The sequence below is a fragment of the Bradyrhizobium sp. UFLA05-108 genome (assembly GCF_059803455.1).
In genome coordinates this window covers 1-20,987 of the sequence record NZ_JBANAZ010000065.1, presented here as the reverse complement: position 1 = coordinate 20,987, position 20,987 = coordinate 1, and the positions used below count along the sequence as shown (strand labels likewise).

The window sequence follows — 20,987 nt, the reverse complement described above, 5'->3', positions numbered from 1 at the left end:
CGCGGCTTTTTCTTTGCCGTTGTTTGTTTGACTCCCTGCGAATCCCGCTACATTGCCGCTCGCAATGTCCCGAACGCCCAAACCACTCCCGCTGCAGACGTCGCAAGCACGGCAGATCTGGCTGCGCGCGCAGCGGCTCGATAGGTGCGAGCCCTTTGGCACGGGCGCGCAAGCGGTCGCCGATGCCATCGCCCATCTCGGTTACGTGCAGATCGATACCATCAACGTCATCGAGCGCTGCCATCACCACATTCTCTACAGCCGCATTCCGTCCTATCGTCGTGCCGATCTGCGCCACGCCCAGAGCGTCGACAGAAGCGTGTTCGAATACTGGACGCATGCGCTGTCGTATGTCCCGTCGAGCGACTTCCGCTTTTTTCTGCCGGCGATGCGCGAGCACCGCCGTGAGGGGCACAAATGGTTCGCATCGGTGACCCCGGCCGACATGCGCAAGGTGATGCGGCTGGTGCGGGCCGGTCCACTGACGATCCGCGACATCGATGATGACGTCCTCACCGAGAAGGAGCATCTGTGGCAGAGCCGCAAGCCCTCGAAGCGGGCGCTGCAACTCGCCTTCTACACCGGCGCCGTTACGATCAGCGAACGGCAGGGCATGCTCAAGACCTATGAGCTGATGACGCGCCATTTCGGCTGGGACAAGCTGCCGAAGCCGGCCTCCACGAAGGACAGTACGAACTACCTGCTCGACCGCGCGCTCCGGTCGCAAGGGCTCGTGAGCCTTGATTCGATCTGCCATCTCGACGCGCCCAGCAAGAAGGCGGTGGCGCGCCTGATCGCATCGCGGGTCCGTCGCGGCGATCTCGTGCCGATCGCGCTCGAGGGCGCCGGCAAGCAGGAGCATTGGGCGGCGCCGTCAGCGCTGGAGCCGGGCGAGGGCGCGCCGCCGAATCTCGTGCACATCCTCTCGCCCTTCGATCCCCTGATCATCCAGCGCAAGCGCACCAACCTGATCTTCGGCTACAATCACCTCTTTGAAGCCTATGTGCCGAAGGCCAGGCGCAAGCTCGGCTATTTTGCGCTACCGGTGCTCGTCGGCGACGAGATCGCCGCCGCGCTCGATTTGAAGACCGACCGGCAGAACAGGAAACTCCTGATGCAGAAATGGACCTGGGTCGGCAACGGCAGGAAGACGGCCGGCCGCAAGGAGTTGAAGCGCAGGATCGAGGACGAGCTCGATCGTTTCGAGCGCTTTCAATTGGCGGAGCAGGATGCGGCTTCGTAGCCCGCGTCGGGTGGGTTAGGCTTCGTAGGGTGGGCAAAGCGACTTGTCCGCCGTAGCTCGAAGAGCGAAGGCGGAAGCGTGCCCACCACTTCTGTTTCTTTGAGGCAAGATGGTGGGCACGGCGCTAGGGCGCCTTTGCCCACCCTACGAAGCAGTCGATCCAGGTGCCGAACACGATACCGATCGCATAGGCCAAGATATTCAAAGCGAGAAGATTCGCCCCAGCAGCAGCGCGCCTGCGGTCGTGAGGCGGAACGCATCGAGCCAGGGCGTATGCACCAGCCGGGAGAGTTCGACCAGAACCGCAATCGCTGCCGCAATGGCCGCAATCTGCGTCCGCGTCAGGTGTGGCAGCACGGCTCCGACCAGGAAAAACACCATGGTCGCCCAGAGCAGCGAGCCGCCATATTTCACTATGAAGGCGGGCAGCCCAAGCGGAAAGCCATACCAGCGCAGGGAAAGGCCGCAGGCGATCACGACGAGGGCGAGGGCAGCGCGGGTAAGCGACACCTGCAACGGCGCAACGGGGGTGGTCGATTGCGTTCCGTGCATTGCTTGCTCCATTGACTCTTTCGCCGCGATGCTCAAAACCGCCCCTAGCCCGAGAAAAAGCAAAACCAAGGGGGACGCCATGAGCCAGACCACAACCTTCGCCGGTTCTGCAGGCACTGCCAAGAACCCCAACAAAAGCGCGATCGAGACTTCGACCATCCGCGCCATCTCCTGGCGCCTGATTCCGTTCCTGGTGCTGGCCTATTTCTTTTCCTATCTCGACCGCGTCAATCTCGGCTTCGCCGCGCTGACCATGAATGCGGAATTGAAGTTCACGCCGCTGATTTTCTCCTGGGGCGCCGGTATCTTCTTCATCGGCTATTTCATCTTCGAGGTGCCGAGCAACCTGGCGCTGGAGAGGTTCGGCGCAAGCCGCTGGATCGCCCGCATCATGGTGACCTGGGGCATCATCTCGGCGCTGATGGCGACTGTGAACGGCGTCACGAGCTTCTACGTCCTCCGCTTCCTGCTCGGTGTCGCCGAGGCCGGCTTCTTCCCCGGCATCATCCTTTATCTCACCTATTGGTACCCGGCCGAATATCGCGCGCGCTTCCTCGCGGCCTTTGCCATCGCGGTGCCGGTCTCGACCGTGATCGGCGCGCCGATCTCGGGCCTGCTGCTCGGGCTCGATGGTGTGCTGGGCTTGCAGGGTTGGCAGTGGCTGTTCATTATCGAGGGCGTGCCGTCGGTGTTGCTCGGCATCGTCACCTGGTTCTGTCTCACGGACAAGCCGGAGAAGGCGGACTGGCTGTCGGCCGAGCAGAAGGCCTGGCTCAAGGCCAGGCTTGATACGGAGGTCGCGGCCAAGCAGGCGGTGAAGCACCTCTCGCTCGGCGAAGCCTTGTCGTCGCCGAAGGTGATTGCGCTGAGCCTGATCTATTTCGGCTTCGTTGGTGCACTTTACGGCATGCAGTTCTGGCTGCCGCAGATCGTGAAGGCGTTTGGCCTCACCAACGCGCAGACTGGCTTCGTCACCGCGATCCCGTACCTGTTCGGCACCATCGCGATGATTCTGTGGGCGCGTCATTCCGATGCCACGCGCGAACGCGTGATGCATGTCGGCGCGCCGCTCCTTCTCACGGCCGCTGCGCTCGGCGTCTCCTCCTATCTGACCGATCCCGTCCTGACGATGGTGGCGCTGACGGTGGCCGCGATCGGCTTATTCTGCTGCTTCGGCGTGTTCTGGACCCTGCCGACCGCCTGGCTGTCCGGCATGGCGGCCGCCGGCGCCATCGCTCTGATCAACTCGATCGGCAACCTCGCCGGCTTCGCCGGGCCCTATCTGATTGGCTGGGTCAAGGAAGCCACCGGCCAGACCTCGACCGGCCTCCTGGTCCTGGCGGTTCTGCCTCTGATCGCCGGCATCCTGGTCTTCGTCGGCGGCCACGAGAGCGAGCACGAGTTCGCGGAGGAGGGCCGGTAGCGGCTTCCTAGGGCGGGCAGAGGCGCGCTCTTCGCGCGCCGTGCCCACCATCTTTGCTCGATGGCGACAGACGCGGTGGGCACGCGGAGCCTGTCATCGGGCGCGCGTTCGCGCGACCTGGTGGCTTTGCCCACCCTGCTATGCCACCTCTCCGAACAGGGGCCCCTCACGAGCCCTTAACGCTCACGTTTTTCTGATGACTGACGATTATTGACTTTTATCAGTGATTAATCGACATTTCTCCGGAACACAGCCGCAGGAGTGTCCGATGTTCGTCCGGTCGATTTTGTCGAGCTATTCCAGGCTCTTGGCAGGTGCTTCGCTGGCCCTGATGGCAATCGCGCTGGCCGGGTGTAATGACACCGTGGCGCAAAAGGCCGAGCCGCCGCGGCCGGTTCTGGTCGCTACCGCCCATTACGAGGCCGAGACGCCGGAGCGCAGCTTTGTCGGCACCATCAGGCCCCGGATCGAGAGCGACCTCGGCTTTCGCGTCGCCGGCAAGGTGGCCAAGCGCCTGGTCGAGGTCGGGCAGACCGTCGAGGAGGGCCAGCCACTCGCGACCCTTGATGAAGTTGATCTGAAGCTCCAGGCCGAGCAGGCCGTGGCCGAGCAGACCGCCGCGACCGGTGTGCTGGCCCAGGCCGCCGCCGCCGAGCAACGCGCCAAGGATCTCAAGGCCAAGGGCTGGACCACCGACGCGCAGATGGATTCAAGCCGCGCCGCCGCCGACGAGGCCCGCGCGCGGTTGAATCGCGCCGAGCGCTCGGTCGAGCTGACCAAGAATTCCCTTTCCTACGCGACGCTCAACGCCGACGCCCGCGGCGTCGTCACTGCAACGCTGATCGAGCCCGGCCAGGTGGTCGCCGCGGGCCAGGCTTCGATCCGCGTCGCCCGCTTTGCCGAGAAGGAAGCGGTCGTCGCGATCCCTGAGACGCTGGTCGGACGCGCCAAGTCGGGCACCGCCAGCGTCACCCTTTGGTCGGAACCCAACAAGAAGTACGCCGCGAAGCTGCGCGAGATCGCGCCTGCCGCCGATGCTGCCACGCGCACCTATCTTGCAAAGTTCTCGCTGCCGGAAGCCGACGACAAGGTCGCGCTCGGCATGACGGCGACGCTGACGCTGTCCGATGCCGCGACCGAACGCGTCGCGCGGCTGCCGCTGTCGGCGCTGTTCAACGAAGGTGGCAAGCCCTCCTTCTATGTCGTCGACGACAACGGCGCCGTCGCGCTGAGGCCGGTCACGGTCAAATCCTACGAAAGCAACGACGTGGTCATCACCAGTGGCGTGGAAGAGGGCGCGAAGATCGTCGCGCTCGGCGTGCAAAAGCTCGATCCGAACATGAAGGTCCGGATCGTATCCTCGCTGTCGTTCTAGTTACCGAGCATGATCCGGAAAAGTGTGCAGCGGTTTTCCGAGAAAGATCATGCTCAAACAATAAAGAGTTCCGTCATTGCGAGGTGAGTTTCGGCCGTCGCGCGAATGCGACGGAAGAAGCGGCGAAGTGATCCAGATCCTGCCCAGCCCCCTGGATCGCTTCGCTACCTCGCAATGACGGGTTTCAACAGGGGTGGTTGTTTTGTTCTTGGCAATTGGGTCATCTCTGGAGAGAGTGCGATGAAGCGCTTCAACCTTTCCGCCTGGGCCGTCAGCCATCCGACGCTGGTGCTGTTCCTGATGATCGTGCTCGGCGCCGCTGGCTTCTTCTCCTATCAGAAGCTCGGCCGCGCCGAAGATCCGTTCTTCACCGTGAAGGTGGTCAACGTCTCCGTGATATGGCCGGGCGCAACCGCCCAGGAGATGCAGACCCAGGTCGCCGATCCCATCGAGAAGAAGCTCCAGGAGCTGCCCTATTTCGAGAAGGTGCAGACCTACTCGAAACCCGCTTTCACCGCGATGCAGGTGACCTTCCGCGACAACACGCCGCCGAAGGACGTGCCGTATCTCTTCTATCTCCTGCGCAAGAAGCTCGTTGACGTCCAGGGGCAGTTGCCCGCCGGCATTCTCGGGCCCGTCGTCAACGACGAGTTCTCCGACGTCGATTCCATTCTCTACATGATGACCGGCGATGGCGCGGACTATGCGCAGCTCAAGAAGACTGCCGAAGGTTTCCGCCAGCGCCTCCTTAAAGTTCCCGGCGTGACCAAGGTCGACGTCTACGGCACGCAGGATGAGCGCATCTATGTCGAGTTCAGCCACGCCAAGCTCGCAACCCTCGGCATCACGCCGCAGGCGCTGTTCGATTCGCTGGCCAAGCAGAACAACGTGACCCCGGCCGGCACAGTCGAGACGTCCTCGCAGCGCGTGCCGCTGCGCGTCACCGGCGCGCTCGACGGGGCCAAGGCCGTTGCCGAAACGCCCGTGGAAAGCAACGGCCGCGTGTTCCGCCTCGGAGACATCGCGACCGTCACGCATGGCTATGTCGATCCGCCCAGCTTCGTCGTGCGCCAGGAAGGCAAGCCCGCGATCGGCATCGGCGTCGTCACCGCCAAGGGCGCCAACATCCTCGAACTCGGCAAGGAGGTCGAGAAGGCAACCGGCGAATTCATGAAGGCGGTGCCGCAGGGCATCGACGTCGAGTTGATTGCCGACCAGCCCAACGTGGTCGAGCATGCGGTCGGCGAGTTCGTGCACTCCTTCGTCGAGGCGCTCGCGATCGTCCTGTTTGTCTCTTTCGTTGCACTCGGCTGGCGCACCGGCATCGTGGTCGCGCTGTCGGTGCCGTTGGTGCTCGGCATCGTCTTCATCGTCATGAACTCGATGTCGCTCGACCTGCACCGCATCTCGCTTGGCGCGCTGATCATCGCGCTCGGTCTTTTGGTCGACGATGCCATCATCGCAGTCGAGATGATGGTGGTAAAGATGGAGCAGGGCTGGGACCGCATCCGTGCCGCGTCCTTTGCCTGGGAATCCACCGCCTTTCCGATGCTTACGGGAACGCTGGTCACGGCCGCTGGCTTCCTCCCCATCGGCTTTGCCAACTCGGCGGTCGGCGAATATGCCGGCAGCATCTTCTGGATCGTGGCGATCGCGTTGGTCGCCTCCTGGTTCGTCGCGGTGATCTTCACGCCCTATATCGGCGTCAAGCTGTTGCCCAACATGAAGGTGCATCACAGCCACGATCCGCACGCAGTCTATGAGACGCGGATGTACCGCGGCCTTCGCGCCATCGTGCAGTGGTGCGTCAACCACCGTATCACGGTGGTGGTGGCGACCGTGGGCGTCTTCGCCGCCTCGATCGTCGGCTTCGGCCATGTGCAGCAGCAGTTCTTCCCGCTGTCCGAGCGGCCCGAGCTGTTCCTCCAGCTCCGCCTGCCGGAAGGCACCGCCTTCAACGTCACCGAAAAGGCGGTGAAGGATGCCGAGAAGCTGCTGAAGGATGACCAGGACATCGCGACCTACACGGCCTATGTCGGGCAGGGCTCGCCGCGCTTCTGGCTCGGCCTCAATCCGCAGCTGCCGAACGAGGCCTTTGCCGAGATCGTTATCGTTGCCAAGGGTGTCGAAGCGCGCGAGCGCATCAAGGCCAAGCTCGAGAACGCCGTTGCCGACGGCGCGCTCAACGAAGCCCGCGTCCGTGTCGACCGCTTCAATTTCGGTCCGCCCGTCGGCTTCCCCGTGCAGTTCCGCGTGATCGGCCCCGATCCCAACAAGGTGCGCGAGATCGCCTACCAGGTCCGCGACGTCATGCGGCAGAACAAGAACGTCAAGGACGTCCAGCTCGACTGGAACGAGCAGTCGCCCTATCTCAAGCTCGTCGTCGACCAGGACCGCGCGCGCGCGATGGGCCTTACCCCGCAGGAGGTATCGCAGTCGCTCGCGATGCTGATCTCCGGTGCGCAGGTGACGACCGTGCGTGACGGCATCGAGAAGGTCGGCGTGGTCGCCCGTGCGATTCCGTCCGAGCGGCTCGACCTCGCGCATGTCGGCGATCTCACCATCACCTCGCGCAACGGCGTCGCCGTGCCGCTCCAGCAGATTGCCAAGATCGAGTATTCCCACGAGGAGCCGATCCTGTGGCGGCGCAACCGCGACATGGCGATCACCGTGCGCTCCGACGTCGTCGATGGCGTGCAGGCGCCCGACGTCACCAGCCAGATCACGCCGAAGCTGCAACAGATCAAGGACTACCTTGAGCCGGCCTACCGAATCGAGCCGGGCGGCGCGTTTGAGGAATCCGCCAAGGGCAATGCCTCGATCTTCATTCTCTTCCCGGTGATGGTCATGGTGATGCTGACGCTGTTGATGATCCAGCTCCAGAGCTTCTCGCGCCTGATCCTGGTGTTCCTCACCGCACCGCTCGGCATCGTCGGTGCGTCCCTCGGGCTCAACGTCGCCAACCAGCCGTTCGGCTTCGTGGCACTGCTCGGCCTGATCGCGCTCGCCGGTATGATCATGCGCAACACGGTCATCCTGGTCGACCAGATCGAGACCGACGTCTCCCATGGCCTGACCCGGCGCGAGGCGATCGTGGAGGCGACCGTCCGCCGCGCCCGCCCGGTCGTGCTGACCGCACTTGCCGCGATCCTCGCCATGATCCCGCTGTCGCGCTCGGCGTTCTGGGGACCGATGGCGATCACCATCATGGGCGGCTTGTTCGTTGCGACCTTCCTGACGCTCCTGTATCTGCCGGGCCTCTATGCCCTGTGGTTCCGCAAGAGCCTCGACGAGGCCGGTTCGGCCGAGCATCCGGAAGCGGCACCGCAGCATGGCAGCGATGCCGAGCCAGCATTTCCGCTTGCTGAGGCCGCTGAATAGATGAAGAGTGACTACTGACGAGTCCTGACAGATGACACTGGTTTCGGAACATATCGAAAGCGACACCCGGGAGCGCATTCTCGAGGTGGCCGAGCGGCTGTTCCGCCAGATCGGCTACCAGAAGACCACTGTCGGCGACATCGCCAAAGAGCTCCGGATGAGCCCGGCCAACGTCTATCGGTTCTTCGAATCGAAGAAGGCGATCCATCAGTCCGTCGCCCGGGCGCTGATGGGCGAGGTCGAACTCGAGGCGCAGCGGATCGTGGCCCAGCCCGGTCCGGTGCGCGACCGCTTCCGGCAGCTTCTGACGACCATCCATCGCATGAACACCGAGCGCTATGTCGGTGATTCCAAGCTGCATGAGATGGTCGAGATCGCGATGCAGGAGGACTGGGACGTCTGCGTAGCCCATATGGAGTGCATCGCCTCGATCATCGGCCAGGTGATCGCGCAAGGTGCTGCCTCCGGCGAATTCGAGGCTCCGGACCTGCAACTGGCCTCGCTCTGCGCCTGCACCGCGATGATGCGCTTCTTTCATCCCCAGATGATCGCCCAATGCGCCACCAAGCCGGGGCCCACGATTGACCAGATGATCGATTTCGTCATCGCAGGACTGTCGCCGCGTCACTGACGGGGCAGGAATTTCTCCTATAAATGGGTCGACCGCCGCGGACTGACCGCCTGATGGCAGGTCAGGACGGATCGACACACTCCGTCATTGCGAGCCTAGCGAAGCAATCCAGAATCCTTGCCGCGGAGGCAGTCTGGATTGCTTCGCTTCGCTCGCAGTGGCGAAAAGGAAGCAGCGCGTGACCGAAAAAGACCTGCACTTCTATGAGCCCGCCAAGGGCCATGGCCTCAAGCACGATCCCTTCAACGCCATCATCGCGCCGCGGCCGATCGGCTGGATCTCCTCGCGTGACGCCAACGGCCACGTCAACCTTGCGCCCTACAGCTTCTTCAATGCCTTCTGCTACACCCCGCCGATCATCGGCTTCTCCTCCACCAACTGGAAGGACACCGTCGGCAATATCGAAGCCACAAAGGAGTTCGTGTGGAATCTCGCCACCATGGATTTGGCGAAACAGATGAACGCGACCGCCGCCCACGTCGGCCCCGAGGTCGACGAATTCAGGATTGCGGGGCTCACCGCGGTGCTCGGCCGGCTCGTCAACGTGCCGCGCGTCGGCGAAAGCCCGGTCGCCTTCGAGTGCAGGGTGTCCGACATCGTGCGCCTCAAGGGCGCCGACGGCCGGCAGGCCGACGCCTGGCTGACGCTCGGCGAGGTCGTCGCCGTCCACATCGACAAGGCCTTCATCAAGGATGGCGTCTACCAGACGGCTGCGCCCCGTCCGATCGTCCGTGCGGGACGGCGCGGTGACTATTTCGAGATCAAGCCGGAAAACATGTTTGAGATGCTCAGGCCGGATTGATCTTGCCTCTCTCTCGTCGATGGGTACCCCGGATGGAGCGCAGCGAAATCCGGGATATTCTTGCGCGGCTCCCCGGATTGCGCTTCGCTCCATCTGGGCTACGAAAATATTTTCAAACGAGAGACGCATGACCGAACAGACCCACACCGGACCGCGCGGCGATCTCTGCATCCGCACGCTCGCGATGCCGGCCGACACCAACGCGAATGGCGACATCTTCGGCGGCTGGCTGCTCAGCCAGATGGACGTCGGCGGCGGCGTGTTCGCCTCGAAAGTCGCGAAGTCGCGCACCGTGACGGTCGCGATCGAGGCGATGAATTTTCGCAAGGCGGTCTATGTCGGCGATCTCGTCTCGGTCTACGCCAATCTCGTGCGCGTGGGGCGTACCTCGCTCACCGTGAATCTCGAAGCCTGGGCGCTGCGTCGCGGCGAAGAGCATCCGTTCCTCGTCACCGACGGCAACTTCACCTATGTCTCGATCGACGAACATGGCCGCCCGCAGACCGTCAGCCGCACCGAGCCGCCGATCGCGACGTAGGCGCGCGGAGCCTCAACGCATGCGTTGCCTTAACGCATGTGGTGATCGTGCGCCGCGGATGTCGCGGCTTCGCCAAGAACAAGTCATAAAACGGATGAGGTCGCAGCGTACTCCATTGCGTGTCGATTCGGGGTGGAAACGGCGGCAATGCCCATAGGAACCTTTGGGCAAGAGCACCGTTATTTGCCCGCACTCGAGGAATCACGGGCAATGCCGGACAGCTACATCATCGAAGTCAATTCGCAGACCGCAGGTATCGTCGTACGCAACCCGGAAGGATACCGCTTCTTCGCTTCCTCCCACCGCTTCAACCGCCTCGAAGGCCAGATCTTCCGCAACGCCCGCGAAGCGGAACGCGCAGCGCGACGCCTCGCGAATGGCGATTTGAAGGAAGCGGCGTGAGGGGCCAAACTTGCAGATCGTTGCCTCGTGATCCTGGGGCGCGCGTAGCGCGAGCCATGATGCGCAATTGCGCATCCGAGAATCCATCGGGCCGCAAAGGCTGCTGATGAAAAGTCTGCTGATGAATGGATTCCGGGTTCGCGCCTCACGGCGCGCCCCGGAATGACGTATCCCCGGAATGACGTATCGGTGAAAGTTTCGCGCTAAAGCTTCGTCGCGGCGCGCGACAGCAGCTTCCAGTCGTCGCCCTGCTTCTGCCAGTTCATCAGGATGTGAAGGTTGGTCGGCACTTTTTTCCCATCAGCCACCATCTCCTGCTCGGCGATCCAGTGGAAACGCACGATCGCGGCGGGGCCGACCACCTTGATGGTCGGGTCCTTGTACTCGATCGACAGGAATTTCGACTTTCCATCGGTGGCGTTGGCGATGAAGGTCGCCTTGTCCTCGACCTTGCCGCTGGAATGGCTGTAGCTGAGATCGTCCCAGCAGAGCGCGCCGAGCGCCTTGGGATCCGCTGCGATCTGGGCAAGACGAAAAGCCTCGACTTTTTTCGCGACCGCCTCTTCGTCAACCGAGGCGGCGAGCGCGGGGGCCGCGCCGACTGCTGTCAGTACAAGGGCCGAGACGGCCAGTTCGCGCCGATTGATGGTCATCGTTTGCTCCTTTTGCTCTTGCAGGTAGTGTTGCAGTCACGCTCGATTTTGTCGAGCACCCACTTTTGTCATTCCGGGGCCCGCGAAGCGCGAGCTATGAGGCGCAATTGCGCATCTGAGAATCCATTGAGCCGCTGCAGACTGCTGATGAATGGATACCGGGCCGCGCCTTACGCCGCGCCCCGGAATGACGAACGAGTTTTTCTCGGCTATTGGTGCGTCCCGACGAAAAGGAATCATTTGAAATGTCGCAAGCCACGGGCCATGCGCTGCTGTTCGACATCGACGGCACGCTCGCCGATACCGACGCGCTGCATCGCGAGGCGTTCAACCGGATCTTCGGCCCGCGCGGTCATGTGTTCGATCACGCCCGTTTTTCGAAGGAGTTGCAGGGCTTCTCCAATGCCTCGATCGGCGAGCGGTTCCTGCCGCGCGAATCCCTCGAAGCCCGCGCAGCCATCATGGACGAGAAGGAGCACATCTTCCGCACGCTGGTGGCCGGGCAGATCAAACCCGTGCCGGGTCTCATGGCGCTGCTCGACAAGGCGGACGCGACGGGCATTCCGATGGTCGCCGTCACCAACGCGCCGCGGCTGAATGCGGAGATGCTGCTGTCGGGTCTCGGCATCGTGGATCGTTTCAAGGCGATCGTGATCGGCGACGAACTGCCGCACGGCAAGCCGCATCCGCTGCCTTATCTGGAAGGGCTGCGCTTCGCCGGCGCTGCTGCCCATGCCTCGATCGCGTTCGAGGATTCCCGTTCCGGAATTCAATCGGCCTCGGCCGCGGGCATACCAACGATCGGAATGCGGACCTCGCTCAGTCACGACGATCTGGTCGCTGCCGGCGCCGTCGCCTCGGCCTTTGCTTACGATGATGACACCCTGATGAAGCTGGTCGCGGCCGCCATGAAGTGGTGAGGGCAGGGGAGAGGCGCTCGCGCCGCCGTTAACCTTGCTCCGCTCTCTCGTTGACCGCGGCGGCGAACCGCCGCACCATGCAAAACTCTGATCTGAGGTGGCTGCCGTGACCGGACTAACCCATCGCCAAGCCGAAATCCTCAACATCGCCCGCGCTTCGGGCCGGGTGATGGTCGAGGAGCTCGCGCGCCGTTTCGAGGTTTCGGCGCAGACCATCCGGAAAGATCTCAACGATCTCTGTGAGCGCCGCTCGCTGACCCGCATCCATGGTGGCGCCATCATCGCCTCTGGCGTCGAGAACCTCGCCTATGAAGCGCGGCGCTTCGTCGCCGCCGACGAGAAGAAGGCAATCGGCGCCGCGGCCGCCTCGCTGATTCCGAACGGCTGCTCGCTCTTCATCAACATCGGCACCACGACGGAAGAGGTCGCAAGCGCGCTGACCTCGCACGAGGACCTGCTCGTCATCACCAACAATCTCAACGTCGCGATGCTGCTCTACCGCCATCCCCGCATCGAGGTGGTGGTCGCCGGCGGCACGGTGCGGCGCGCCGACGGCGCGGTGGTCGGCTCGACCGCGACGCAACTCATCGGCCAATTCAAGGTCGACTATGCCATCATCGGTGCGTCCGCGATCGATGAAGAAGGCGCGCTGCTCGACTTCGACTATCGCGAGGTGCAGGTGGCGCAGGCTATCATTGCCAATGCGCGCAGCGTCATGCTGGTCGCCGACTCCACGAAGCTGAGGCGCAGCGCGCCGGTGCGCATCGCCCATATCAGCCAGATCCAGACCTTCGTCACCGACCAGGAATTGCCCGAGCGCCTTGCCACCATCTGCCACAGCAAGGGCATCGAGGTGGTCGAGGCGATGCCGAAAGGCTCGCCCGACGACGACGCAGCGACGGAACCAACACAGGATTCCGCGCCCGAAGCCACGCCGGTGGTGCGGTTGAGGTAATCGCCGCAGCCTCGGCCCACATTCGGTTGCGCTCCATGTGAGCCGCCTTCCGGAGGGTGCGCGCGAGTGCCTACCCTTTCATCCAATTGCCCACCAAAAACCCCCCAATTGCCCACGAAAAAAGTTCCATCTTCGCTTTCTTTCGTCTTGCTTTCGTTTTTGGTTCTGATCTAATCGAAACCGAAAGCAAAATCGCCCAAGCGAACGGGCGGTCGCCGGGGGATGCGTCTGTTGGAGCGTATTTTCGACCTCGCCATCATTGGAGGCGGTGTTAACGGTTGCGGCATCGCGCGCGATGCGGTCGGCCGAGGCAACACGGTTTTCCTGTGTGAAATGAATGACCTGGCGAGCGGGACGTCGTCCTGGTCGACCAAGCTCGTGCATGGCGGCCTGCGCTATCTCGAATATTACGAGTTCCGCCTGGTCCGCGAGGCGCTGATCGAGCGCGAGATCCTCTGGGGCGTCGCACCCCACATCATTCGTCCCTTGCGTTTCGTTTTGCCGCATCACGCCGGCCTGCGCCCGGCGTGGCTGCTCCGCCTTGGCCTTTTCCTCTACGACCATATTGGCGGCCGTCACCTGTTGCCGGCGACCCGTTCGGTTGATCTGACCAAGGATGAAGTCGGCCGTCCCCTGATTCCGAACCGCTATTCACGCGCCTTCGAATATTCCGACTGCTTCGTCGATGACGCCCGCCTCGTCGTGCTCAACGCGCGCGATGCCGCCGACAAGGGGGCGGAGATCCGCACCCGCACCCGTGCCACCGAAATCCGTCAGTCCGACGGCGTTTGGACCGTCGGCATGGTCGACACCATCACCGGCGCGCGCTCGACAATCCGCGCCCGCGCGCTGGTCAATGCCGGCGGTCCCTGGGTCGAGGACGTGCTCGGCCGCGGCGCCGGAGTGAACGCCAAGGCAAAAGTCCGCCTGGTGCAGGGCTCGCACATCGTGGTCAAAAAGCTCTACGACCACGACCGCGCCTACATGTTCCAGAATGCGGATGGCCGGATCATCTTCGTCATTCCCTACCAGGATGATTTCACGCTGATCGGTACCACCGATCGCGACTATGACGGCGATCCCGCCAAGGTGAAGGCGACGGCCGAAGAGATCCAATACCTCTGCACCGCCGCGAGCGAATATCTCGCGATGGCCGTGAAGCCCGAGGACGTCGTCTGGACCTATTCCGGCGTCCGCCCGCTCTATGACGACGGTGCCAGCGAGGCGAAGGCCGCGACCCGTGACTATGTGTTCGAGCTCGACACGCCCGGTGGCGCGCCGCTGCTCTCGATCTATGGCGGCAAGATCACGACCTACCGCCGTCTCGCCGAAGAGGCGCTCGAGCGTCTCGCGCCCTATTTGCGCAGCGCCAAGGCGCGCGAGGGCTGGACCGGCAAATGGCCGCTGCCCGGTGGCGACATGGACGTGTCGGCCGTCGATGCCCTGATCGCGGACCTCCAGCGCGGCTATCCGTTCCTCTCCGTCGAGCATGCCCGCCGTCTGGCGCGTGCCTATGGAACCCGTGCCATCAAGCTCCTGGGCGATGCCAAGTCGCTGGCCGATCTCGGCCAGTCCTTCGGCGCCACGCTGACGGAACGTGAGGTGCGCTATCTCATGAACAACGAATGGGCGGTGACCGCCGAGGATATCGTCTGGCGGCGCTCCAAGCTTGGCCTGCGACTAAGTGCCGATCAGATCGCGGCACTTGACGACTGGATCGCCAGCCATGCCGTGCCGCAAAGTCCCCTGCTCGAAGCAGGAGGACGCTCATGACCGTCACACTGGATCACGTCAGCCGTTCTGTGGACGGCGTTCCGCACATCCGCGACGTCTCGCTGATGCTCGACGGCGGCACGCTCAACGTGCTGCTCGGGCCGACGCTGTCGGGCAAGACCTCGATCATGCGGCTGCTCGCGGGCCTCGACAAGCCGACCACGGGGAGGGTGCTGGTCAACGGCAAGGACGTCACCGGCATCGACGTGCGCCAGCGCTCGGTCGCGATGGTCTACCAGCAGTTCATCAATTACCCCTCGCTCACGGTCTACGAGAACATTGCATCGCCGCTGCGTGTCCAGGGCAAGCCGCGCGAGGAGATCGAGAAGCGTGTCGCGGAGGCCGCAAAGTTGCTGCGGCTCGAGCCGTTCCTGAAGCGCACGCCTCTTCAGCTTTCCGGCGGCCAGCAGCAGCGCACCGCGATCGCGCGTGCGCTGGTGAAGGGCGCCGATCTCGTGCTGCTCGACGAGCCTCTCGCCAATCTCGACTACAAGCTCCGCGAGGAGCTGCGCGCCGAGCTGCCGCGCATCTTCGAGGCCTCCGGCGCGATCTTCGTCTATGCGACGACCGAGCCGTCCGAAGCGCTGCTGCTCGGTGGCAACACCGTGTGCATGTGGGAGGGCCGCGCGCTCCAGATGGGCGAGACCTCCAACGTCTACCGCCGTCCGCAGACGCTCCGCGTTGCGCAGGTATTTTCGGACCCGCCGCTCAATCTGGTCGGTATCGAGAAGAAGAACGGGCAGGTCGCTTATGCCGGCGGCAGCTCGGCGCCGGCCTCCGGCCTTTACGCCGGGCTAGCCGACGGACCCTATCGCGTTGGCTTTCGCGCCCACCAGCTCGGGATCGCCAATGGCCAGGCCGATCGCCACGCCTTCCACGCCACAGTGACGGTGACCGAGATCACCGGTTCGGAGAGTTTCGTGCATTTGACCCGCGACGGATCGAACTGGGTTGCGGTATTGCACGGCGTGCACGAGTTCGAGCCCGGCCAGACGCTCGATGCCGTGCTCGATCCGCAGGATGTCTTCGTGTTCGACGCGGCCGACCGCCTGGTCGCCGCGCCCAGCTCCATAAATACGTGAGGGAGGTGCGCCATGGCCCGCATTGACCTCTTCGATCTCGCGCATTCCTACGGCGGCAATGATGCCGCCCCCGAGAGCTTTGCGCTGAAGCCGGTGACCATGACCTGGCGGCAGGGCGGCGCCTATGCGCTGCTCGGGCCTTCTGGCTGCGGCAAGACCACGCTGCTCAACGTCATCTCAGGCATCATCACGCCCTCGCGCGGAAAAATCCTGTTCGACGGCAAGGACATCACACCGCTGTCAACCCAGAAGCGCAACATCGCCCAGGTGTTCCAGTTTCCGGTGATCTACGACACCATGACGGTGGGGGAGAACCTGGCCTTTCCGCTGAAGAACCGCGGCGTGCCGAAGGCCGATATCGACAAGCGCGTGACCCAGATCGGCCGCCTGCTCGATCTCGAGCCGTATCTGAACCGCAAGGCGACGCGGCTCACGGCCGACGCCAAGCAGAAGATCTCGCTCGGCCGGGGCCTCGTGCGCAACGACGTTGCCGCCGTACTGTTCGACGAGCCGCTGACGGTGATCGATCCCGAGCTGAAGTGGCAGCTCCGCTCGAAGCTGAAGGCGCTGCATCGCGAGCTCGACCTCACGATGATCTACGTCACCCACGATCAGACCGAGGCGCTGACCTTCGCCGACACGGTGGTCGTGATGCATGACGGCCGCGTGGTGCAGAGCGGCACGCCGGCCGAGCTGTTCGACAAGCCCGCGCATACCTTCGTCGGCTACTTCATCGGCTCGCCCGGCATGAACATCCTGCCGGCGGAGGTGAGGGGCCGCGAGGCGCGGATCGACGGCCACGTCATCGCGCTCAACCGCAGCTACGACAATCTGCCCACGGGGGCCAAGATCGAGATCGGCGTGCGTCCGGAATTCGTCGACGTGGTCGCGCCGGCGCCGGGGCTGCTCACCTCGAAGATCGACCGGATCGACGATCTCGGTCGCATTCGCTTCGCCCGCGTGCGCGTCGGCGATGCCAAGCTCGCTGCCCGCGCGCCGGGCGGCTTCACCAGCTCCGACGGCTCCGCCGGGCTGAAATTCGACCCGTCGCATGTCCACGTCTATGCGGACAGCCTTCTGGTAGAGGGAGCCGTCTGATGGACAAGACCATCAATCAAAAAGCCTGGTTCCTGGTTCTGCCGGTGTTCCTGGTCGTCGCCTTCTCCGCGGTGATTCCGCTGATGACGGTGGTGAACTATTCGATGCAGGACACCTTCGGCAACAACCAGTTCTTCTGGAACGGCGTCGGCTGGTTCAAGGAGCTGCTCGACCCCTCGACCGATCTGGGCGGCCGCTTCCTGGCTTCGCTCGGCCGCAACCTGTTCTTCTCGCTCGTCATCCTCGCCATCGAGGTGCCGCTCGGCATCGTCATTGCGCTGTCGATGCCGCGGGAGGGCTGGACGGTGGCCGCCTGCCTCGTGATCCTCGCGTTGCCGCTGTTGATTCCGTGGAACGTGGTCGGAACGATCTGGCAGATTTTCGGCCGTCCCGACATCGGCCTGCTCGGCTACACGCTCAACAGTCTCGGCATCAACTACAACTACGTCTCGAACGAGATCGATGCCTGGCTGACCGTCATCGTGATGGACGTCTGGCACTGGACCAGCCTGGTTGCGCTTCTGTGCTACGCCGGCCTGAAGTCGATTCCCGATGCCTATTACCAGGCGGCGCAGATCGACGGTGCCTCGCGCTGGGCAGTGTTCACCGCGATCCAGCTCCCGAAGATGAATCGCGTGCTGCTGATCGCGGTGCTGCTGCGCTTCATGGACAGCTTCATGATCTACACCGAGCCGTTCGTCGTCACCGGCGGCGGTCCGGGCAACTCCACGACCTTCGTCTCGATCGAGCTCGTCAAGATCGCGCTCGGCCAGTTCGACCTCGGCAAGGCCGCGGCCCTGTCGCTGGTCTACAATCTGATCATCCTGATCGTCTGCTGGGTGTTCTACACCGTGATGACCAATGCCGGCGTCGAGCGCAAGACGCAGGCCGAGAAAGAGCCCGCGGCGGAGCTCAAGCCCGCCGGCGGGCTCCAGCCCGCGCATGCGCTTCAGCCCAAGGAAGGAGTGGCCTGATGCACTCGATCCCCGGCCGACGCGTCATCATGGCGCTGTTCCTGATCTTCCTGCTGTTGCCGATCTACTGGCTCGTCAACATGAGCTTCAAGACCAACAGCGAGATCGTCTCGACGATGACGCTGTGGCCGCATGCGCCGACGCTGCAGCATTACAAGCGCATCTTCACCGACGAGAGCTGGTATTCAGGCTACATCAACTCGCTGGAATACGTCGTTCTCAACACCGTCATCTCGATCACCGTGGCGCTGCCGGCGGCCTACGCCTTCTCGCGCTATCGATTCCTCGGCGACAAGCACCTGTTCTTCTGGCTGTTGTCGAACCGCATGGCGCCCGCCGCAGTCTATGCGCTGCCGTTCTTCAACCTCTATTCGGCGATCGGGCTGTTCGATACGCCGTGGGCGGTGGCGCTCGCGCACTGCATCTTCAACGTGCCGCTCGCGGTATGGATCCTCGAAGGCTTCGTCTCCGGCGTGCCGCGCGAAATCGACGAGACCGCGTTCCTCGACGGCTATTCCTTTCCGCGCTTCTTCGTCAAGATCCTGATCCCGCTGATCGCAAGTGGCATCGGCGTCGCTGCCTTCTTCTGCTTCATGTTCTCGTGGGTCGAGCTCCTGCTCGCGCGCACGCTGACCTCGGTGCAGGCCAAGCCCATCGCGGCGATCATGACCCGCACGGTGTCCGCGGCCGGCATGGACTGGGGGCTGCTCGCTGCCGCGGGCGTGCTCACCATCATTCCGGGCGCGCTCGTGATCTGGTTCGTCCGCAACTATATCGCGCGCGGCTTCGCGCTGGGCCGGGTTTAAGGAGGCGACCATGGAATCCATCGCATGGATGGCCTGGACGATACCGACCGCGATCTTCTTCGGCGCGCTCGCCTGCACGCTCGCGGTAATGACATATCTTGCTGCGGTCTATCCGGAGGCGGAGCGCGTGGGCGTCCTGCGCATTCCGACCACGCGCGGCGATCGCCTTTTCATCTCGCTGATCGCGGCCGCCGTCATCCATCTCGCGTGGATCGGCCTCGTCGGCACCGACACGATCGGCACGCTGCCGATCGGCGAGGAGGGGTTTGAACTGTCGAGCCTGTGGCTCGCATCAGGAATTTCGCTTGTCACGGCCGCGCTCATATTCCGCACGGTCTGAAGCTCGCGAAGAAGACCAGATCCGGGGTCAACCCGGGCCTGTTAGAGTTTGTCGCTGCAACGGAGGAACAACATGCGACAGTTTAGGAGAAGGAAAGGTCCATTGACCAAGATTAGCTTTCTGACGGTATCTAGTGCCGCAGCTATCATTGCGGCTGCATTCGCGACCTCGGCGCCGGTTCGCGCCGCCGATGACGCCACGATCCAGAAGTGGATCGCGGAATTCCAGCCCTCGACCCTGTCGAAGGACGACCAGAAGAAGGAGCTCGAGTGGTTCGCCAAGGCGGCCGAACCCTTCAAGGGCATGGAAATCAACGTCGTCTCGGAGACGATCACGACTCACGAATACGAGTCGCAGACGCTCGCCAAGGCGTTCACCGAGCTCACCGGCATCAAGCTCAAGCACGACATCATCCAGGAAGGTGACGTCGTCGAGAAGCTGCAGACGCAGATGCAGTCCGGCAAGAACGTGTACGACGGCTGGATCAACGACTCCGACCTGATCGGCACGCACTTCCGCTACGGCCAGACCATCGTGCTGTCGGATTACATGACCGGCGAAGGCAAGGACGTCACCGACCCGATGCTCGACGTCAACGACTTCATCGGCAAGTCTTTCGGCACCGCGCCGGATGGAAAGCTCTATCAGCTTCCCGACCAGCAGTTCGCGAACCTCTACTGGTTCCGCTACGACTGGTTCACCAACCCCGACTACAAGGCCAAGTTCAAGGCCAAGTATGGCTACGAGCTCGGCGTGCCCGTGAACTGGTCCGCCTATGAGGACATCGCCGAGTTCTTCACCAACGACATCAAGGAGATCAACGGCGTCAAGGTCTACGGCCATATGGACTATGGCAAGAAGGACCCGTCGCTCGGATGGCGTTTCACCGACGCCTGGCTCTCGATGGCCGGCAATGGTGACAAGGGCATTCCGAACGGTCTGCCGGTCGACGAATGGGGCATCCGCATGGAAGGCTGCCGTCCGGTCGGCTCCAGCGTCGATCGTGGTGGCGACACCAACGGTCCGGCCTCGGTCTACGCCATCTCGAAGTATCTCGAGTGGCTGAAGAAGTATGCCCCGCCGCAGGCGCAAGGCATGACCTTCTCCGAGTCGGGTCCGGTCCCGGCGCAGGGTAACATTGCGCAGCAGATCTTCTGGTACACCGCCTTCACCGCCGACATGGTGAAGCCGGGCATCGCCGTGATGAACGCGGACGGTACGCCGAAGTGGCGTATGGCTCCCTCGCCGCACGGCTCGTACTGGAAGGAAGGCATGAAGCTCGGCTACCAGGACGCCGGCTCGCTCACGCTGTTGAAGTCGACTCCGGCTGACCGCCGCAAGGCGGCCTGGCTCTATCTCCAGTTCATCGTCTCCAAGTCGGTGTCGCTGAAGAAGAGCCATGTTGGTCTCACCTTCATCCGTGAATCCGACATCTGGGACAAGTCGTTCACCGAGCGTGCGCCGAAGCTCGGCGGCCTGATCGAGTTTTACCGCTCGCCCGCGCGCGTGCAGTGGACCCCGACCGGCAACAACGTGCCTGACTATCCGAAGCTCGCGCAGCTCTGGTGGCAGAACATCGGCGACGCGTCGTCGGGTGCCAAGACCGCGCAGGCCGCGATGGACTCGCTCGCTGCCGCCCAGGACGCCGTCATGGAACGCATCGAGAAGTCCGGCGTGCAGGGCGCCTGCGGTCCGAAGCTCCACAAGAAGGAGTCGGCCGAGTACTGGTTCGCGAAGGCCGAGAAGGACGGCACCATCGCGCCCCAGCGCAAGCTCGCCAACGAGAAGCCGAAGGGCGAAACGGTCGACTACGATACGCTGATCAAGTCGTGGCCGGCCTCCCCGCCCAAGCGCGCGGAAGTGAAGTAAGGCGTACCAGCCCACGCCATCCGAGAACGACGAAGGCCGGGAGCGATCCCGGCCTTTTTCCTTGCGTTGTGCAAGTACACCGTCTCCACATCTTCATTGCGAGCGCAGCGAAGATTCCATGGGGAGTGGATAGCGACCGGGTCTGAGGCCAGACTGAGGTTGCTGAATCC

Annotated in this window: 18 protein-coding genes and 1 pseudogene; 17 read left to right on the top strand and 2 right to left on the bottom strand. The window is 63.4% G+C overall.

The annotated features are described in order from the left end of the window. Window positions 1–64: 64 nt before the first annotated feature. The gene (locus SO140_RS35050; RefSeq protein WP_498543752.1) at window positions 65–1,243 is read left to right on the top strand and encodes a winged helix-turn-helix domain-containing protein; all 1,179 of its coding nucleotides are present in this window, start codon (window positions 65–67) and stop codon (window positions 1,241–1,243) included. Window positions 1,244–1,367: 124 nt separating this feature from the next. Here SO140_RS35050 and SO140_RS35045 read toward each other — a convergent pair. Next, window positions 1,368–1,795, bottom strand: a pseudogene (locus SO140_RS35045) (ribosomal maturation YjgA family protein). A 79-nt stretch (window positions 1,796–1,874) separates the two neighbouring features. Here SO140_RS35045 and SO140_RS35040 point away from each other — a divergent pair. From SO140_RS35040 to SO140_RS35010, 7 genes are all read left to right on the top strand, one after another. After that, on the top strand, window positions 1,875–3,218 hold the full coding sequence (locus tag SO140_RS35040) for an MFS transporter (protein ID WP_498543751.1): 1,344 nt from the start codon (window positions 1,875–1,877) through the stop codon (window positions 3,216–3,218). Between the two features lie 268 nt (window positions 3,219–3,486). Continuing rightward, window positions 3,487–4,593, top strand: a complete 1,107-nt coding sequence (locus tag SO140_RS35035; protein WP_449380511.1) for an efflux RND transporter periplasmic adaptor subunit — start codon at window positions 3,487–3,489, stop codon at window positions 4,591–4,593. Between the two features lie 240 nt (window positions 4,594–4,833). Continuing rightward, entirely contained in the window at window positions 4,834–7,974 is a 3,141-nt protein-coding gene (locus SO140_RS35030) for an efflux RND transporter permease subunit (protein ID WP_449380510.1), read from the top strand. 31 nt (window positions 7,975–8,005) lie between these two features. Beyond that, entirely contained in the window at window positions 8,006–8,605 is a 600-nt protein-coding gene (locus tag SO140_RS35025) for a TetR/AcrR family transcriptional regulator (protein ID WP_449380509.1), read from the top strand. 178 nt (window positions 8,606–8,783) lie between these two features. Continuing rightward, window positions 8,784–9,407, top strand: coding sequence for a flavin reductase family protein (locus SO140_RS35020; RefSeq protein WP_498543750.1), 624 nt, complete (start codon window positions 8,784–8,786; stop codon window positions 9,405–9,407). Window positions 9,408–9,534: 127 nt separating this feature from the next. After that, a complete protein-coding gene (locus SO140_RS35015; protein WP_449380507.1) occupies window positions 9,535–9,945 on the top strand; it encodes an acyl-CoA thioesterase in 411 nt (136 codons plus the stop codon). A gap of 210 nt (window positions 9,946–10,155) precedes the next feature. Next, window positions 10,156–10,347, top strand: a complete 192-nt coding sequence (locus tag SO140_RS35010; RefSeq protein WP_449380506.1) for a hypothetical protein — start codon at window positions 10,156–10,158, stop codon at window positions 10,345–10,347. Window positions 10,348–10,550: 203 nt separating this feature from the next. Here SO140_RS35010 and SO140_RS35005 read toward each other — a convergent pair whose 3' ends face one another. Further along, entirely contained in the window at window positions 10,551–11,000 is a 450-nt protein-coding gene (locus SO140_RS35005) for a nuclear transport factor 2 family protein (RefSeq protein ID WP_449380505.1), read from the bottom strand. A gap of 245 nt (window positions 11,001–11,245) precedes the next feature. On the opposite strand from SO140_RS35005, the gene SO140_RS35000 reads away from it, so the two are divergent. The 9 genes from SO140_RS35000 (at window position 11,246) to SO140_RS34960 (ending at window position 20,817) form a co-directional block, all read left to right on the top strand. Continuing rightward, entirely contained in the window at window positions 11,246–11,920 is a 675-nt protein-coding gene (locus SO140_RS35000; RefSeq protein WP_498543749.1) for an HAD family hydrolase, read from the top strand. Window positions 11,921–12,026: 106 nt separating this feature from the next. Next, window positions 12,027–12,875 (top strand): DeoR/GlpR family DNA-binding transcription regulator, encoded by an 849-nt coding sequence (locus SO140_RS34995; protein ID WP_498543748.1) that lies wholly within the window; start codon window positions 12,027–12,029, stop codon window positions 12,873–12,875. 222 nt (window positions 12,876–13,097) lie between these two features. Then, a complete protein-coding gene (gene glpD, locus SO140_RS34990) occupies window positions 13,098–14,648 on the top strand; it encodes a glycerol-3-phosphate dehydrogenase (RefSeq protein WP_498540976.1) in 1,551 nt (516 codons plus the stop codon). Next, entirely contained in the window at window positions 14,645–15,730 is a 1,086-nt protein-coding gene (locus SO140_RS34985) for an ABC transporter ATP-binding protein (RefSeq protein ID WP_449380501.1), read from the top strand. The genes glpD and SO140_RS34985 overlap by 4 nt, the downstream gene beginning before the upstream one ends. A gap of 12 nt (window positions 15,731–15,742) precedes the next feature. Next, complete coding sequence (locus SO140_RS34980; protein WP_498543747.1) at window positions 15,743–16,828, top strand: ABC transporter ATP-binding protein; 1,086 nt, start codon at window positions 15,743–15,745, stop codon at window positions 16,826–16,828. Beyond that, window positions 16,828–17,802 (top strand): carbohydrate ABC transporter permease, encoded by a 975-nt coding sequence (locus tag SO140_RS34975; RefSeq protein WP_498543746.1) that lies wholly within the window; start codon window positions 16,828–16,830, stop codon window positions 17,800–17,802. The genes SO140_RS34980 and SO140_RS34975 overlap by 1 nt, the downstream gene beginning before the upstream one ends. Then, window positions 17,802–18,608, top strand: coding sequence for a carbohydrate ABC transporter permease (locus SO140_RS34970; protein ID WP_498543745.1), 807 nt, complete (start codon window positions 17,802–17,804; stop codon window positions 18,606–18,608). Before SO140_RS34975 ends, SO140_RS34970 begins: the two co-directional genes overlap by 1 nt. Window positions 18,609–18,618: 10 nt before the next feature. Continuing rightward, entirely contained in the window at window positions 18,619–18,948 is a 330-nt protein-coding gene (locus SO140_RS34965) for a DUF2160 domain-containing protein (RefSeq protein ID WP_449380497.1), read from the top strand. Between the two features lie 72 nt (window positions 18,949–19,020). After that, window positions 19,021–20,817, top strand: coding sequence for an ABC transporter substrate-binding protein (locus SO140_RS34960; protein WP_449380496.1), 1,797 nt, complete (start codon window positions 19,021–19,023; stop codon window positions 20,815–20,817). Window positions 20,818–20,987: the final 170 nt, after the last annotated feature.